This is a genomic window from Ectorhizobium quercum, from assembly GCF_026552795.1.
GTDB lineage: Bacteria > Pseudomonadota > Alphaproteobacteria > Rhizobiales > Rhizobiaceae > Ectorhizobium > Ectorhizobium quercum.
This window is the reverse complement of sequence record NZ_JANFPI010000006.1, coordinates 255198-270940: the sequence shown is the minus strand read 5'-3', so window position 1 is coordinate 270940 and position 15743 is coordinate 255198. Positions and strand designations below refer to the sequence as shown.

Below are 15743 nucleotides of genomic sequence, written 5' to 3'. Positions count from 1 at the left end.
TTGCCAAGCATCCGTGCCTCTCTGCCGAGAGATGCCCTCAGAAACTCAAAATTCCCTGCGGTTTCAAAACTTTAGAAATCATCCTCAAGGTTCAGTTAGGAGGGCTATAGAGTAAAAGTCGTGCCCATCGGGTTCCCGCACGGCCCGCCACCTCCAGCAAAAACATACCTGTCAATGGCAGCTTGCCGTGTAGTTCCGGAATTTCGACGGCCGGAACAGGTGTCAAAGTCCCCTCCGATCAACTCTCCTTTGTCGGGCGGCCTCGTCCTTGGCTTCGGCGATCGCCATATCGATGAGGTAGATCAGCATTTGGCTCGTCGGTCTCGCTGCGAGGAGCGCGCGAGAGACAATTAGTTGGTCAAGAACTCTCTCTATATCTTTCATGGATCAGCCCCCCTCTATCCGGGAGAAATAGGGCGGTGCGGTCGCCGCGGACATGCGTCTTTCAGCGTATGGAAAAAATGATTTTCTGCACCTCGATGAAAAAGAGGGGCGGGTGTGGAAATGTCTTCTAAAATTTGCCGCTGACGCCCGTCAGATGACGGAAGTGTCTGAACGGTCGCTTCAGTAACCTCATGATCTCGAAGCTGTCGGCCTGTCCCGATATGGCGAACCGCCTTCATGTGGACAGCTCCGAGAGGATGCCAAGACACCGCAACCAGACTGGCCGCGCCGTCGCCGGCTGCATCGGTGCGCCGGCCGGTCTTTTCCGAATCGATATGGAACGCCGGTATCCGGTCGGTTTCGGCGTGCGAATCACTTTTTCGACAACGGTTTCCGCTGACCGCAACGGCGGCCTTCCGTTTACGCCGCCGCCGGCGCCCGGTGAAGCGCTCGTATTGCACTCTTATAAGCAGTTGGCTGCGCTCCCTTTCGACGCGTGAAGGAGAGGTTCATGGCGTGCCGGTGCGAAGCGTTGGAAAAAATGGCCTGCTTTGCCGCATATACGGCGAAACCTGTTGCGCGTTTGCCTCGAATCGACCCGCCATCCGGCCTTGCCCGTCGCGTGGTAGTGGTTTTCGCCTTTCACAACTCATTGGCATAAAAAGACTTTTAAGGGTTCGTTAACGGAAGCCCGTGCGGTTGGTCGATTTGTGTTGAATCTGCAACAGTGCGGATTGAAGCTGGGCGAGATCATGGCAAAGGCCGGTGTTTTGGATTGCATGGCCGAGGCGCTTTTGTATCTTCCCTCACCAGAAGCGGGGCGGTGGAACGTCCGTCTTCTGAATAGATGGGGATGGGGCAGGGAATGCTGTCCTTCAGCTAAGAACCCAACCCTTTGTGAAACTTGACTGGAGGTCAACATGAACATCAAGAGCCTTCTCATTGGCTCCGCAGCTGCTCTGGCGGCTGTTTCCGGCGCTCAGGCTGCCGATGCCATCATCGCTGCCGAGCCGGAACCCGTTGAATACGTTCGCGTTTGCGACGCTTTCGGCACCGGCTACTTCTACATCCCGGGCACGGAAACCTGCCTCAAGCTCAGCGGTTACGTTCGCGTTCAGTTGAACGTCGGCACCGCTGATGGCGAGCGCGCCGTCAACACGTCCACCCGTTCCGACTACGACGTCTTCGCTCGCGGCCGCCTGAACATCGAAGCCAAGAACGACACCGAGTACGGCACGCTGACGAGCTACGTCCGCTTCTTCGGCCGCGCTTCGGAAGGCGTTGGTGACGGCACCAACGGCACCGAGCTCGAGCTGGCTTACATCGACCTCGCCGGCTTCCGCGTCGGTAAGTTCTACAGCGTCTGGGACGACATCCTGCTCGGCGAGACGGATACGCTCGCCAGCAACTCGCTGTTCGCTTCGGCTCGTTACGAATACGCTGGCGAAGCCTTCACGGCTGGCCTGTCGCTCGACGAAATCACGTATTCTTCGGCAAACTTTGGGGGATACGCTAACGTTCTGCCGGGTTCGAACGATGCCAACCTCGGTATCGCTCCGTACCTCTCCGCTTCGTTCGGCGGCGTGAAGCTCAACGTCAACGGTGGTTACGACACCGACCGCGAAGAAGGCGCTGTCCAGGCCAAGCTGACGGCCGACCTCGGCCCGGGCACCTTCCAGCTCGCTGGTGTCTACGCTTCCGGCGCGAACGCCTACTACTACCGTTCGGAATGGACCGTTGCCGCTGCCTACGCATTCAAGGCTACGGAAAAGCTGACGATCACCCCGGCGTTCCAGTACTTCAGCGACGTCGCATTCGTTGACGGCGTTGACGCTTACCGCGTCGGCCTGACGGCTGCTTACAAGGTCACGGATGGCCTGAACCTTCTCGCCACGGTCAACTACTATGACCAGGACCGTACCGACGACGAAACCTGGGGCTTCCTGCGCCTTCAGCGCGACTTCTAATAAGCCGCACTGCATTTCAGGAAAAGCCCGGTCGAAAGGCCGGGCTTTTTTGTTGCGCGGTGATCCGGCGTCGCGTCAGATTTCGGGGCCGGAAAGGCCCGGTGGCCGCACGCGTTTCCGCTGGGGAATCGGGCGTGATTCCAGGCAGCGAATCGCGGGGGAAATTGCGCCTCACCCGGGTGGCGTGTCCCGTATCGAGAACATTCTAGCGCGGAACACGTTGAATTTCTTAACAAAAAGTAAAAATTTGCCTGTTTTGGTGACAAAAATGTGTCTGTTTGGCAACAGACGCGTGTGATGACGCCAATTGCAAGCGAAGTGACGATTTAAGTCGTTGCGTACTGATGTCGCGCCTGTATCATGGCGGCATGAAGCGAGGCGGTGGATCGTCCGTCTTCAGTGTGGCAGGCTCGAAGCAGATCCCACGGGGTGCATCAGCCTTTCTTAAATTGACTGGAGGTCAACATGAACATCAAGAGCCTTCTCATTGGCTCCGCAGCTGCTCTGGCTGCTGTTTCCGGCGCTCAGGCCGCTGACGCCATCATCGCAGCCGAGCCGGAACCCGTCGAATACGTTCGCGTTTGCGACGCTTTCGGCACCGGCTACTTCTACATCCCGGGCACGGAAACCTGCCTGAAGGTCGGCGGTTACGTCCGTGTTCAGCTCGGCTTCGGTGAAGGCACCTCCGAGCGTTCGGACTACGATATCTTCGCTCGTGGCCGTCTCGAAGTGACTGCCAAGAACGACACCGAATACGGCACGCTGACCAGCGTTGTTCGCCTCCGCGGTCATGCCAGCGAAAACAATGCTGGCTATGACGACAACTGGACGGAACTCGAAGAAGGTTATATCGACCTCGCCGGTTTCCGCGTCGGTAAGATCTACAGCTGGTGGGATGACGACCTCTTCAGCGAAGGCGACTACCTGAGCAACAACACGCTCTTCGCCAGTGCTCGCTATGTCTTCACGGGTGAAGCGTTCTCTGCCGGTCTTTCGGTCGACGAACTGACCTGGGACAATGGCACGGGTGCCTATGACGACGCCAACATCGGCCTGACCGGTATGCTCTCCGGCGCTTTCGGCCCGGTTTCGGCAACGTTGCTCGGTTCGTATGACTTCGACTACGAAGAGTTCGCCATCCGTGGTATCGGCTCTGCCGAACTCGGCCCGGGCACGCTCTCCGTGGCTGTCGCCTACGCTTCCGGCGAAAACACCTATTTCAACGCTGCTGAGTGGACTGTTGCTGCCGACTACGCATTCAAGGTCACGGACAAGCTGACCATCGCGCCTTTCGGTCAGTACTTCTGGGACTACCAGCTTGACAGCCGCATCGGCGACGCCTGGACGGTTGGTCTGACGGCTGAATATGCCGTTACCGAAGGCCTGACGGCGCTTGCTACGGTCAACTACTTCGACGCTGACGACAACAATCTCAACGATTCTGTCACCGGCTTCCTCCGTCTGCAGCGCGACTTCTAAGTCTCGATCCATACGGATTTGAGGAAGAGCCCGGCCTTGGCCGGGCTCTTTCGCGTTGTGGAGCGTTTTCAGCACGAGCGTGAAACGATTTTGCGTCCGGAAATGCGTAAAACCCGGAAATGCATGAAAACAATGAGTGAGAGCCTTTCCGCGATTCGGTGAGAAGCGGAAGTGCTTCCCATCTCCGGTGAGGACCTCTGTTCAACTGGTATGTTCTGTTCGGTCACGTAGGATTGGATGGAAGCGGGGGGCGGTTGTTCATGATCCGCTGGTCCAAGAGGCCGAACCCGGAGGGCGTTGCCGATTTGACGTCCGGGTGTCATGGGACCGACTTGAAAATCTTCGGCATTTCCTCGCGTCTTCCCTCCCGTCCGGACGCGAAATCCGCAACGCAGAATCCGCCAATCGAATAAATCCTGACCCTCGACGGCGTTTCGGCCAATTCCCGTGTCGTATGGTTTTACGCGCCGAGGTCCGACGTGTCGGCAGGGCAGGGAAGCCCGGCTTATGGCGGGAGGGACTGAGCGAAGAAAACGGCTGGAAAGAAGACGAACGGCTCAGCGACCGAAGCGCAGGTCGTGTTCGATATCGGCGCTCTGCCCCAGGCGGGTCTTGTAGACCTGATAGTTTTCCATCACCCGCTGGACATAGTTGCGCGTTTCCTGGAAGGGGATTCGCTCGATCCAGTCGATGACATCGTCGATGGGTTTGCCGCGCGGATCGCCGTAGCGCGACAGCCATTCCGGCACGCGGCCGGGGCCGGCATTATAGGCGATGAAGGTCAGGATGTAGGAGCCGGAGAAGGCGTCGATCTGTTCGCCGAGATAATGTGCGCCGATCGTGGCATTGTAGCCGGGATCGGTGGTCAGTTTGCGCGGCTCGTAGGCGATGCCGTGCCGTCCCGCCACGAGCCTGGCGGTGGTCGGCAGGATCTGCAACAGGCCCTGGGCGTTGGCGGAAGAGATGGCGGCGGGGTCGAAGGCGCTTTCCTGCCGGGCGATGGCGTAGGCAAGCGCCTTGCCGGAACCTGCGATATTGGCGGACGCCGGAATGACGCCCAGCGGAAAGGCGAGGGCGGGCACGTCGATTCCGCGGCCATAGGCGATTCTGCCGATCTGGAGCGAAAGCTGGTGGTTTCCGCCGCGTTCCGCCTGTGCGGCGAGAATGGCAAGCTCGCCGGGGCTGGTCAGTTCCGCCGCGAGGCTGTGATAGAGCAGAACGGCGCGATTCGCGTGGCCGGCGGCCGTCAGGCGCTCGATGGTGCGGACGGCTTCGCGCGCGGCAATGCGGCTGCGGTCCTCCGGCGTGACCGTCGGATAAGCGATGCTCAGGCGCTTCTGTTTCAATGCGGCGCTCGCAAGCTGGCCGTAGAAGGTGCTCGAATGCCGGGCGGCCTTTGCATAGAAGGCTGCCGCATCGCCCTTGCCGCCGGCTTCCGCCGTCCGGCCGAGCCAGTACCAGGCGCGCGAGGCGGAGAGCGGCCGCGACGACGCGTCGAGAATCCGCTGGAAATGCACGGCGGCGAGATCCGGCTTCTGAAGCGCGCGCAATGCGTACCAGCCGGCGTGGAATTCCGCCTCGGTCACGTCGGTCGCGCTTTCGGCGGAATGATTCGCGGCCAGATCGTAGGCGTCCCGGAACTTGCCGGCATCGAGAAGCCCGCGGCTGACGATTCGCTGCTCGATCCACCATTCGCCCGGATTGACGAGCGCCGCCTTGTCGCGCGGCGCCTGTTTCAGCAGCGCGGCGGCCGCCTCGAACCTGTCCTGCTGCTGGAGGCGCTTGATCCGGGCGAAGAGAAAGCCCGGATCGTTCTTCCAGCGCGGATCGACGGCGGCCAGAAGCGCGTCGGCCCTCGGCGAGCGCTGGATGACGGCGGCGCGGGCGGCGTAGAGCGATTGGGCCTTGCCGAGCGTGGCGAAGCGTTTTGCCTGCTCCGCCTGCCCGAGATAAAGAAGATAATCCATCCGTGCCTTGTGGGCCTCGACGGAGAGCAGCGACGGGAAGGCATCGAGGATCAGGTCTTCGCCTGCTGCGTTCAGGCGGTTGGCGGTCCAGAACCGGGTCAGCATGCGGCCGGCTTCGGCCTGCCGGCCGCTTTGCGAAAGCGCGCGGGCGAGGATGACGGCGCCTTCCGCCGTTTCCGGCGACGCGCCTTCCAACTGCGCGAGCACGAGCGGCGCCGGGGCGTTCTCGCGGTGGAGCGCCCGCTCCAGATAACGGCGCAGATTGGAAAGGCCCGGCCAGCCCTGCAATTCCGTCCGCGCCTTGATGATCTCGCCGGAGGGAACCTGCGACTGGCCGGAAACGGCGATGGCCCAGGTCAGCACGTGCCTGTCCAGCGCATTGGCGGGCATCGTGTCGCGGATGGCGAGCGCCTCGCCCGCCCGCCGCGCCGCCAGTGCGTCGAGCGCGCTCTTGAGCTTCGGGTCGACCGCTCCAGGCAAGGCCACGGGGCGGGGGATGGCGCCGGTGATGCTGCTGCGGTCCGGTCCCGCCTGGGCCAGTTGGACGGGCGCGCGGGCGCCGTCCGCCGCCGGATCGGCGGAAGCGGTGGCGGCGCCTGCGAGAAGCGCGCCGGAAACGATGATGCCGGTAAGGCGATCGCGCATGTCGGAAACCCGTATCAGACCCTCAGCACTCCATTAAACGAAGGTTGTTCTTAACGAAATGCTACCAGAAGGCGGAAGAATCGGGCCTTTCTGTGATTTCGCCTCATGGCTGCCGCTGCTCGTCGCTTGAAGCGGAAGGCGACGCGATTTATGGTGCGCCAGTTTTAACGCCGAATACGGTCGGAACGCTCAGTCCCGGCCAAGGAGTCTTGCATGTTCAAGGGATCCATTCCCGCCCTTATCACCGCGTTTACGCAGACGGGCGAGGTCGATGAGGATGCTTTCGTCAGTCATGTCGAATGGCAGATCGCCGAAGGCAGCCACGGCCTCGTTCCCGTCGGCACCACGGGGGAGTCCCCGACGCTTTCGCATGACGAGCACAAGCGCGTCATCGAACTGTGCATCGAGGCGGCGGCGAAACGGGTTCCGGTCATCGCCGGGGCAGGCTCCAACAACACGCATGAAGCCATCGAATTGGCCCGCCATGCCGAAAAGGCCGGCGCGGACGCCCTTCTGGTCGTGACGCCCTATTACAACCGCCCGACGCAGAAGGGGCTTTATGCCCACTTCTCGGCGGTTGCCGAAAGCGTTTCCCTCCCGATCATCATCTACAACATTCCGCCGCGCTCGGTGGTGGACATGCTGCCGGAAACGATGGGAGCGCTTGCCAAGGCGCATGGAAACATCGTCGGCGTCAAGGATGCGACCGGCAAGATCGAGCGGGTGTCCGATCAGCGCATTGCCTGCGGCAAGGATTTCATCCAGCTTTCGGGCGAGGACGGCACGGCACTCGGTCATTATGCGCATGGAGGCGTCGGCTGCATCTCGGTGACGGCGAATGTCGCCCCGCGCCTGTGCGCCGAGTTCCAGGCGGCGCTGGCGGCGGGCGATTACGCCAGGGCGCTGGACTATCAGGATCGGCTGATGCCGCTGCACAAGGCGCTGTTCATCGAACCGGGCGTCTGTGGCGCGAAATACGGGCTCTGGCGCATCGGCCGCAAGGTCACGCGCACCGTGCGCTCGCCCCTGACCTCGGACCTGGAAGCGCCTACCGAAAATGCGATCGATGTCGCGTTGCGCCATGCGGGCCTGCTGAACTGAGTATTCTCCCGCTGCCGGCGCGCACTATATAGACGGCAGACAACGTAAGAAACCGCGCCTTCCCGATCCACGGGAGGGCGCTTTCATGAAGCGGAATGGATCATGGCCCCCAAAGGCAGCCAGCGTGTCGTCAAGAAGATCGTTGCGGAAAACCGCAAGGCACGCTTCAATTATGAAATCATCGACACCTATGAAGCCGGCCTCGTCCTCAAGGGCACGGAGGTGAAATCCCTGCGCGAAGGCAAGGCGAACATTGCCGAATCCTACGCCTCGGACGAGGATGGCGAGATGTGGCTGATCAACTCCTACCTGCCGGAATATCTCCAGGCCAACCGCTTCAACCACGAGCCCCGCCGCCGCCGGAAGCTCTTGATGAGCAAGCGCGAGATCAACCGCCTGCGCGCCGCCATCAACCGCGAGGGCATGACGCTGATCCCGCTGAAGATCTATTTCAACGACCAGGGGCGCGCCAAGCTCGAACTGGCGCTCGGCAAGGGCAAGAAGCTGCACGACAAGCGCGAGACCGAGAAAGCACGCGACTGGAACCGGGAAAAGTCGCGCCTGCTCAAGGATCGGAGCTGAATTTTCCCGCGGCGGGCATCGGCCCGCCCTCTGTTGTCTTGTCGCCAGAAGGCGGAAGGGGCGGAGCCGCAGGAGGCCGGAATATCGCCTGGCCGTCTGGAACCATATTCCTGCCGTTCCGTTGTCCGCGAGGGTATGAAGCCCAAGGAGGACAACGTAATGCACACGCTTCAAGATATTTTCGAGCATACGCTCAAGGACGTCTACTACGCCGAGAACGCGATTCTAAAGGCGCTTCCGAAAGTGGCGAAGGCATCGAAGGATGCCGAGCTGACCAAGGCGGTCGAGAGCCACCGGGCCGAAACCAAGACCCAGATCGACAAGCTGAAGCAGGTCTTCGAATCCCTCGACCTGAAGGTCGAAGGCGAAAAATGCGACGCCATCGAAGGGCTTCTCAAGGAAGCAGACGGGCTGATGGAGGAAGCGGACGGCACGGCTCTCAGCGCCGGTCTTCTCGCCGCCTGTCAGGCCGTGGAACACTACGAGATCGCCCGTTACGGCGCGCTGCGGGAATGGGCGAAAGTGCTCGGCCACGAGCAGGCACACATGATCCTGTCGCAGATCCTCGACGAGGAGAAGGCGGCAAACAGCAAGCTCACCAACATCGCCGTGCTGAACGTCAACAAGGCCGGCCGCTCGGCCATGCGCAAGGCGTCCTGAGGCCAAAAGCATGCCGGCGTTTCATGGACACGCCGACATGCTCCATTCGGGACGGAAAACCGATTCACTCGTTTTCCGAAATTGCTTTATAGGCACGGGGAAGGCGGATAACTCCGTCTTCCCCGTTGCCGTTCAGCTTTCGTCGCTTGCCGGTTCCACCGTCCGGGCCGGGCGTTCGCTGGCCTCGCGGCCGATTTCGGCCCTGAGCGTCGAAAGGTCGATGAAGTGGTCTGCCTGGCGGCGCAGGTCGTCAGCGATCATCGGCGGCTGGGTCGACATGGTGGACACCACCGAGACCTTGCGGCCCTTGCGCTGGAGCGCCTCGACCAGCGTCGTGAAATCGCCGTCGCCGGAAAACAGCACCAGATGATCGACGGTTCCGGACTGTTCCATCGCGTCGATGGCAAGCTCGATGTCCATGTTTCCCTTGATCTTGCGGCGGCCCATGCTGTCGGTGAATTCCTTGGCCGGCTTGGTCACGACCTTGTAGCCGTTATAGTCCAGCCAGTCGATCAGCGGGCGGATCGAGGAATATTCCTGGTCCTCGATGAGGGCGGTGTAGTAATAGGCGCGCAACAGATAGCCGCGCTTCTGGAAGGCCTTGAGAAGCTTGCGGTAATCGATGTCGAAGCCGAGGCTCTTCGACGCGGCGTAGAGGTTGGCGCCATCGATGAACAGGGCGATTTTTTCACGGGGGTCGAACACGGGTTTATCCTTTGTCGAAAAACAGCTTTCGCCTTCAAAGTGTGCGTCATGAAAACGAGTCCACGAGGTGTGTTTCTTTTTCAAACACACCCTATGCAGGCGGATTTAGGGCAGCTTTTTCCCATTTCCAAGCATCTGGCGGTTGAGACAGGAAATATTCCCGTTTCGAGGGTTTGTTGTGCCGCCTTCGCGCCGATGAGGAGGAAAAACTTGAATTCGCCGCGTTTTGAATGTATCGCCCTGTGTCAATTACACGACATTCAGACCGCAAAGGACTGGCTATGGCCCGCGTCACCGTTGAAGATTGCATCGACAAAGTCGATAACCGTTTCGAGCTTGTGCTGCTCGCCGGTCATCGCGCCCGCCAGATTTCGCAGGGCGCGCCCATCACCGTCGACCGCGACAACGACAAGAACCCGGTGGTCGCCCTTCGCGAGATTGCCGACGAGACGCTCTCGCCCGACGACCTGAAGGAAGACCTGATCCATTCGCTCCAGAAGCATGTCGAAGTGGACGAGCCGGAGCCCGATCCGTCGACCCTCATCGCGGCGGGCGGCGTTGCCGTCGCCGGCGAGAGCGAGGAAGAGGATCTTCCCGAAACCATCAATTTCGACCAGATGTCCGAAGAGGAACTGCTGGCCGGTATCGAGGGTCTCGTTCCGCCGGAAAAGAGCGACGACTACTGAGAGCGGATTTCCGCCCCCGGCCGTACCGATCGGGGGCAATTTTCCGTTTTTCGCTCCGAGACGTATCCGAAGACGCCAGTTCCTCTCCGTTTTCCTGCCGATTTCTGCCCGAGGGTGTTATTTTCGGCTTGCCAAGCAGGGTTGGGTGGCGGCACTTTGCCCAAGAGACATGATTGGATGCGCGTCAGCTCTTCGGCTGGCGCTCTTTTGCTTTGTGGAGAGCCTGCGCAATGATGCGGCAATACGAACTCGTCGAACGGGTTCAGAAATACAAGCCAGACGCCAATGAAGCACTCCTGAACAAAGCCTATGTCTATGCCATGCAGAAGCATGGTCAGCAGAAGCGAGCCAGCGGCGACCCATATATCTCGCATCCGCTCGAAGTCGCCGCCATCCTGACCGAACTGCGCATGGATGAATCGACCATCGCGGTCGCCCTCCTGCACGACACCATCGAGGACACGACGGCGACCCGCGCCGAGATCGACGAGCTTTTCGGCGAGGAAATCGGCCGGCTGGTGGAAGGGCTCACCAAGATCAAGAAGCTCGACCTCGTCTCGCGCAAGGCCAAGCAGGCGGAAAACCTGCGCAAGCTGCTTCTCGCCATTTCCGACGACGTGCGCGTGCTTCTGGTCAAGCTCGCCGACCGGCTGCACAACATGCGCACGATGGAGCACATGCCGGCGGACAAGCGCGCCCGCATTTCCGAGGAGACGATGGACATCTATGCGCCGCTCGCCGGGCGCATGGGCATGCAGGACATGCGCGAGGAGCTGGAGCAGCTTTCCTTCAAATACCTCAATCCGGAGGCCTACGAGACCGTGACCAATCGTCTGCGCGAGCTTTCCGAGCGCAACGAGGGGCTGATCCACAAGATCGAGGACGAGTTGCGCGACCTGCTGGTCGCCAACGGCCTGCTGGAAGCCGAGGTCACGGGTCGCCAGAAGAAGGCCTATTCGGTCTTTCGCAAGATGCAGTCGAAATCGCTCTCCTTCGAGCAGCTTTCGGACGTCTACGGTTTCCGCATCCTCGTCGGCTCGGTGGCGGACTGTTACCGGGCGCTCGGCATCGTCCACACCCGCTGGCGCGTGGTCCCGGGCCGTTTCAAGGATTATATCTCCACGCCCAAGCAGAACGACTATCGCTCGCTGCACACCACCATCGTCGGCCCCTCCCGCCAGCGCATCGAATTGCAGATCCGCACCTTCCATATGCACGAGATCGCCGAATACGGCATCGCCGCCCACACGCTCTACAAGGACGGCACGAACACCAATGCCGGCGGCGGCGAGGCGGATCTTCTGTCGCGCGAAAGCAGCGCCTATTCGTGGCTGCGCCACACCATCGAGGCGCTGGCCGAGGGCGACAATGCCGAGGAATTTCTGGAACATACCAAGCTCGAGCTGTTCCAGGACCAGGTCTTCTGTTTCACCCCCAAGGGCAAGCTGATCGCCCTGCCGCGCGGCGCGACCCCCATCGATTTCGCCTATGCCGTCCACACCAATGTCGGCGATACCTGCGTCGGCGCCAAGATCAACGGCCGCATGATGCCGCTCGTCACCCGTCTGGCCAATGGCGACGAGGTGGAGATCATCCGCTCGGGCGTGCAGGTGCCGCCCGCCGCCTGGGAGGAAATCGTCGTGACCGGCAAGGCGCGCGCCGCCATCCGCCGCGCGACGCGCCTGGCGATCCGCAAGCAGTATTCCGGCCTCGGCCATCGCATTCTGGAACGCACCTTCGAGCGGGCCGGCAAGGCCTTCTCGCGCGATGCGATGAAGCCGGTGCTGCACCGGCTCGGTCACAAGGACGTCGAGGATGCCGTCGCCGCCGTCGGGCGCGGCGAGCTGTCCTCGCTCGACGTGCTGAAGGCCGTCTACCCGGATTTCAAGGACGAGCGCGTCACGGTCAAGCAGTCCAGCGACGACGGCTGGTTCAACGTCCGCTCCGCCTCCGGCATGGTGTTCCGCATTCCAGACAAGGGGCCGCAGGCCGGCGCGCTTGCCGTGCCGACCGAGGAGGGGCCGGACGGACCGGAGCCGGTGCCGATCCGCGGGCTTTCCGCCAATGTGCAGGTGCGGTTCGCCCCTTCGGGCGCCGTGCCGGGCGACCGGATCGTCGGCATCGTTGAAAAGGGAAACGGAATCACCATCTATCCCATTCAGGCGCCGGCGTTGCAGAAGTTCGACAACGAGCCGGACCGCTGGATCGATGTGCGCTGGGATCTGGATGAGGAGAACAAGTCCCGTTTTTCCGCGCGCATCCTGGTCAACGTCATCAACGAGCCCGGCGCGCTGGCCACCATCTCGCGGGTCATCGCCGATCTCGACGTCAACATCCGCACGCTGTCGATGGTGCGGGTTGCCACGGATTTCACGGAAATCTCGGTGGATGTCGAGGTCTGGGATCTGCGGCAGTTCGGCCAGCTCCTGTCGCGCCTCAAGGAGCAGGACTGCGTGTCGACGGTCAGGCGCGTCTATGATTGACGGCTCTGCGTCGAGGGAAGGAAATCGTCATGATCATCGGCATCGGCAGCGACCTCATCGATATCCGCCGGGTCGAGCAATCGCTGGAACGGTTCGGCGAGCGGTTCGTCCATCGCTGCTTCACCGGCGTCGAGCAGGCCAAGTCCGAGCGGCGCAAGAACCGGGCGGCGTCCTACGCCAAGCGCTTCGCCGCCAAGGAGGCCTGTTCGAAGGCGCTCGGCACCGGCCTTGCGAATGGCGTATTCTGGAAGGATATGGGTGTCGTCAACCTGCCCGGCGGCAAGCCCACCATGAAGCTGACCGGCGGCGCGGCGGAAAAGCTGGCGGAACTTCTGCCGGACGGCCATGAGGCTTTCATCCACCTGACGATCACGGACGAGCACCCCTATGCTCAGGCTTTCGTGATCATCGAGGCGCGTCCGCTTGCCGCCGCCGCCCCGAACGGCTAGAGAAGTGCCTGGCCTGAAGCATGTCGCGCAGAAGCGTGCAGCGGTTTTGCGATCACGGCATGCGGAAAACGAAAGACCCGAAGCGCTGACGGCTGATCCGAAGGATCGCGAAACGTTTCGGGCCGATGCGAATACGAATTGAGGAATGGAAGCGCCCCGTGTCCGATAAAACCGAACCCAAGCCGAACGCGTTGTGGGAGAACATCAAGGTCATCATCCAGGCGCTTCTGCTCGCCATGATCATCCGCACGGTCTTCTTCCAGCCTTTCACCATCCCGTCCGGCTCGATGATGCCGACGCTGCTGGTGGGCGACTACCTGTTCGTCAACAAGTTCTCCTACGGCTATTCGAAATATTCGCTGCCGTTCTCGCCGGACCTGTTCTCCGGGCGCATCCTCGCCTCCGAGCCGGAGCGCGGCGATATTGTCGTCTTCCGCCTGCCGTCGAACACCGACATCGACTATATCAAGCGCGTCGTCGGCCTGCCCGGCGATCGCGTGCAGATGATCAACGGCGTGCTGAACATCAACGGCCAGCCGGTGCCGAAGGTCGAGGACGGCCGCTTCACCTCCGATTACGGCATGGAGCCCGGCGACAACATTCCGGTCTATCGCGAAACGCTGGACAACGACGTGGCCTACGACACGCTCGACCAGTCGCCGGTGTCGCGCGGCGACAACACCCGCGAGTTCGTCGTGCCGGCGGATCATTATTTCATGATGGGCGACAACCGTGACAATTCGCTCGACAGCCGCTTCGACGTCGGCTTCGTGCCCTCGGAAAACCTGATCGGCCGCGCCAGCGTCATCTTCTTCTCGCTGGGCAACGACACGTCCTTCCGCGAAATCTGGAAATGGCCGACCAACATGCGTTGGGATCGCCTGTTCAAGGGCGTCCAATGAACCGGAAGAAGTCCTTCCTGACGGAAAATCGCGACCGTCTCGAAGCGGCGATGGGGCATCGGTTCAGCGACTGGACGCGCGTGGAGCGTGCGCTCACCCATTCCAGCGCGCTGAACGGCCGCGAGGGCAGCTACGAGCGCCTGGAGTTCCTCGGCGACCGCGTGCTCGGCCTCTGCGTTGCCGAGCTTCTGTTCCGCTCCTTTCGCGCCGCGACCGAGGGCGAGCTTTCGGTGCGCCTCAACCAGTTGGTGAGCGCCCAGACCTGCGCTGCCGTTTCCGACGAGTTGGAGCTTCACCTCTTCATCCGCACCGGCGCCGATGTGCAGAAGCTGACCGGCAAGCGCATGATGAACGTGCGCGCCGACGTGGTGGAAAGCCTGATCGCCGCGATCTATCTCGATGGCGGCCTGGAGGCGGCCCGTACCTTCATCCAGCGCTACTGGGAGAAGCGGGCGATGGGTACGGCGGAGTTCCGCCGCGACGCCAAGACCGAATTGCAGGAATGGGCGCATGCGAAATTCGCGGCCACGCCCAGTTACCGCATTGACGACCGCTCCGGCCCGGATCACGATCCCCGTTTCACGGTGACGGTGGAAGTGCCGGGCGTGGCGCCCGAAACGGGCGTGGAACGGTCGCGCCGCGCCGCCGAGCAGGTCGCGGCCACCCGCATGCTGGAACGCGAGGGCGTCTGGCAGAAGCAGAATTCCGACGAGCGAGAGTAAAGCCATGACCGGACAGGATGACGATTTCGCCGCCGAGGGCGGTGCCGAGGACGTATTGCCGACCCGCTCCGGCTTCGTGGCGCTGATCGGGCCGACGAATGCCGGCAAATCGACGCTGCTCAACCGCCTCGTCGGCGCCAAGGTGTCGATCGTCAGCCACAAGGTGCAGACGACGCGCGCCGTGGTGCGCGGCATCGCCATCCACGACAACGCCCAGATCGTCTTCATGGATACGCCCGGCATCTTCAAGCCGCGCCGCCGGCTGGACCGCGCGATGGTCACGTCCGCCTGGGGCGGGGCGAGGGACGCCGACATCATCATGCTGCTGATCGACAGCGAGCGTGGCCTGCGCGGCGACGCCGAAGCGATCCTCGAGGGCCTGAAGGAGGTTCGGCAGCCGAAGATCCTGGTGCTGAACAAGATCGACCGGGTGCAGCCGGAGGCGCTGCTGAAGCTCGCCGCCGACGCCAATCAGGCCGTCGCCTTCGAGCACACCTTCATGGTCTCGGCGACGACCGGCTCGGGCTGCGAGGATTTGCTGGGCCATCTCGCCAGGGCGCTGCCGGAGGGGCCTTGGTATTATCCGGAAGACCAGATTTCCGACCTTCCGATGCGCCAGCTCGCGGCGGAGATCACCCGCGAAAAGCTTTTCCTGCGGCTGCATCAGGAGCTTCCCTATTCCTCCCATGTCGAGACGGAAAAATGGGAGGAGCGCGAGGACGGATCGGTGCGCATCGAGCAGGTCATCTATGTCGAGCGCGACAGCCAGAAGAAGATCGTGCTCGGCAAGGGCGGCGATGCCATCAAGGCGATCTCGACGGCCTCGCGCAAGGAGCTGTCGGAAATCCTCGAGCAGCCGGTCCACCTGTTCCTGTTCGTCAAGGTGCGCGAGAACTGGGGTGACGACCCCGCACGCTTCCGTGAAATGGGCCTCGATTTCCCGAAGGAATGACAGCATTCCGCCGATGGGGTAGAGTGAGTCGGCTTTCGAAGGCAGCGCATTGCCCCACG

At 61.9% G+C, this 15743-nt stretch carries 14 protein-coding genes; 12 read left to right on the top strand and 2 right to left on the bottom strand.

The genetic code is table 11. From position 1 onward, the window contains the following. Nucleotides 1-575 precede the first annotated feature (575 nt). From NOF55_RS18505 to NOF55_RS18495, 3 genes are all read left to right on the top strand, one after another. A complete protein-coding gene (locus tag NOF55_RS18505; protein WP_306412594.1) occupies nucleotides 576-884 on the top strand; it encodes a hypothetical protein in 309 nt (102 codons plus the stop codon). Nucleotides 885-1304: 420 nt separating this feature from the next. Then, entirely contained in the window at nucleotides 1305-2351 is a 1047-nt protein-coding gene (locus tag NOF55_RS18500; RefSeq protein WP_306412593.1) for a porin, read from the top strand. A gap of 465 nt (nucleotides 2352-2816) precedes the next feature. Then, nucleotides 2817-3830, top strand: coding sequence for a porin (locus NOF55_RS18495; protein ID WP_306412592.1), 1014 nt, complete (start codon nucleotides 2817-2819; stop codon nucleotides 3828-3830). Nucleotides 3831-4387: 557 nt separating this feature from the next. On the opposite strand, the gene NOF55_RS18490 is transcribed toward NOF55_RS18495, so the two are convergent. Further along, nucleotides 4388-6442 carry a lytic transglycosylase domain-containing protein gene (locus NOF55_RS18490; RefSeq protein WP_306412591.1) on the bottom strand — a complete coding sequence of 685 codons (2055 nt, stop codon included), beginning with the start codon at nucleotides 6440-6442 and terminating at the stop codon, nucleotides 4388-4390. A gap of 213 nt (nucleotides 6443-6655) precedes the next feature. Here NOF55_RS18490 and dapA point away from each other — a divergent pair, with 213 nt between their 5' ends. The 3 genes from dapA (at nucleotide 6656) to NOF55_RS18475 (ending at nucleotide 8785) form a co-directional block, all read left to right on the top strand. After that, the gene (gene dapA / locus NOF55_RS18485) at nucleotides 6656-7543 is read left to right on the top strand and encodes a 4-hydroxy-tetrahydrodipicolinate synthase (RefSeq protein WP_306412590.1); all 888 of its coding nucleotides are present in this window, start codon (nucleotides 6656-6658) and stop codon (nucleotides 7541-7543) included. 102 nt (nucleotides 7544-7645) lie between these two features. Beyond that, the gene (gene smpB, locus NOF55_RS18480; protein WP_306412589.1) at nucleotides 7646-8125 is read left to right on the top strand and encodes an SsrA-binding protein SmpB; all 480 of its coding nucleotides are present in this window, start codon (nucleotides 7646-7648) and stop codon (nucleotides 8123-8125) included. Nucleotides 8126-8284: 159 nt separating this feature from the next. Next, nucleotides 8285-8785, top strand: a complete 501-nt coding sequence (locus NOF55_RS18475) for a ferritin-like domain-containing protein (RefSeq protein WP_306412588.1) — start codon at nucleotides 8285-8287, stop codon at nucleotides 8783-8785. Nucleotides 8786-8917: 132 nt separating this feature from the next. On the opposite strand, the gene NOF55_RS18470 is transcribed toward NOF55_RS18475, so the two are convergent. Then, a complete protein-coding gene (locus NOF55_RS18470; protein WP_306412587.1) occupies nucleotides 8918-9490 on the bottom strand; it encodes a LabA-like NYN domain-containing protein in 573 nt (190 codons plus the stop codon). 281 nt (nucleotides 9491-9771) lie between these two features. Between NOF55_RS18470 and rpoZ the strand changes: the two genes are divergently transcribed. The 6 genes from rpoZ to era all read left to right on the top strand — a co-directional run bounded on the left by rpoZ (nucleotide 9772) and on the right by era (nucleotide 15684). Further along, complete coding sequence (rpoZ, locus tag NOF55_RS18465) at nucleotides 9772-10176, top strand: DNA-directed RNA polymerase subunit omega (RefSeq protein WP_306412586.1); 405 nt, start codon at nucleotides 9772-9774, stop codon at nucleotides 10174-10176. 230 nt (nucleotides 10177-10406) lie between these two features. After that, on the top strand, nucleotides 10407-12659 hold the full coding sequence (locus NOF55_RS18460) for a RelA/SpoT family protein (RefSeq protein WP_306412585.1): 2253 nt from the start codon (nucleotides 10407-10409) through the stop codon (nucleotides 12657-12659). 29 nt (nucleotides 12660-12688) lie between these two features. Then, nucleotides 12689-13108: a holo-ACP synthase gene (acpS, locus tag NOF55_RS18455; RefSeq protein ID WP_306412584.1), complete on the top strand. Its 420-nt coding sequence runs from the start codon at nucleotides 12689-12691 to the stop codon at nucleotides 13106-13108. A gap of 158 nt (nucleotides 13109-13266) precedes the next feature. Next, nucleotides 13267-14010, top strand: coding sequence for a signal peptidase I (lepB, locus tag NOF55_RS18450; RefSeq protein WP_306412583.1), 744 nt, complete (start codon nucleotides 13267-13269; stop codon nucleotides 14008-14010). Next, the gene (gene rnc / locus NOF55_RS18445; protein ID WP_306412582.1) at nucleotides 14007-14732 is read left to right on the top strand and encodes a ribonuclease III; all 726 of its coding nucleotides are present in this window, start codon (nucleotides 14007-14009) and stop codon (nucleotides 14730-14732) included. The genes lepB and rnc overlap by 4 nt, the downstream gene beginning before the upstream one ends. A 4-nt stretch (nucleotides 14733-14736) precedes the next feature. Continuing rightward, a complete protein-coding gene (gene era / locus NOF55_RS18440; protein ID WP_306412581.1) occupies nucleotides 14737-15684 on the top strand; it encodes a GTPase Era in 948 nt (315 codons plus the stop codon). The last annotated feature ends 59 nt before the right edge of the window (nucleotides 15685-15743 follow it).

What these genes read in the sequence shown, in the direction of transcription:
- era (WP_306412581.1), top strand. Translation starts at nt 14,737, where the DNA reads ATGACCGGACAGGATGACGATTTCGCCGCCGAGGGCGGTGCCGAGGAC.
- NOF55_RS18460 (WP_306412585.1), top strand. Translation starts at nt 10,407, where the DNA reads ATGATGCGGCAATACGAACTCGTCGAACGGGTTCAGAAATACAAGCCA.
- rnc (WP_306412582.1), top strand. Translation starts at nt 14,007, where the DNA reads ATGAACCGGAAGAAGTCCTTCCTGACGGAAAATCGCGACCGTCTCGAA.
- NOF55_RS18475 (WP_306412588.1), top strand. Translation starts at nt 8,285, where the DNA reads ATGCACACGCTTCAAGATATTTTCGAGCATACGCTCAAGGACGTCTAC.
- NOF55_RS18495 (WP_306412592.1), top strand. Translation starts at nt 2,817, where the DNA reads ATGAACATCAAGAGCCTTCTCATTGGCTCCGCAGCTGCTCTGGCTGCT.
- NOF55_RS18505 (WP_306412594.1), top strand. Translation starts at nt 576, where the DNA reads ATGATCTCGAAGCTGTCGGCCTGTCCCGATATGGCGAACCGCCTTCAT.
- smpB (WP_306412589.1), top strand. Translation starts at nt 7,646, where the DNA reads ATGGCCCCCAAAGGCAGCCAGCGTGTCGTCAAGAAGATCGTTGCGGAA.
- rpoZ (WP_306412586.1), top strand. Translation starts at nt 9,772, where the DNA reads ATGGCCCGCGTCACCGTTGAAGATTGCATCGACAAAGTCGATAACCGT.
- dapA (WP_306412590.1), top strand. Translation starts at nt 6,656, where the DNA reads ATGTTCAAGGGATCCATTCCCGCCCTTATCACCGCGTTTACGCAGACG.
- acpS (WP_306412584.1), top strand. Translation starts at nt 12,689, where the DNA reads ATGATCATCGGCATCGGCAGCGACCTCATCGATATCCGCCGGGTCGAG.
- NOF55_RS18490 (WP_306412591.1), bottom strand. Translation starts at nt 6,442, where the DNA reads ATGCGCGATCGCCTTACCGGCATCATCGTTTCCGGCGCGCTTCTCGCA.
- NOF55_RS18500 (WP_306412593.1), top strand. Translation starts at nt 1,305, where the DNA reads ATGAACATCAAGAGCCTTCTCATTGGCTCCGCAGCTGCTCTGGCGGCT.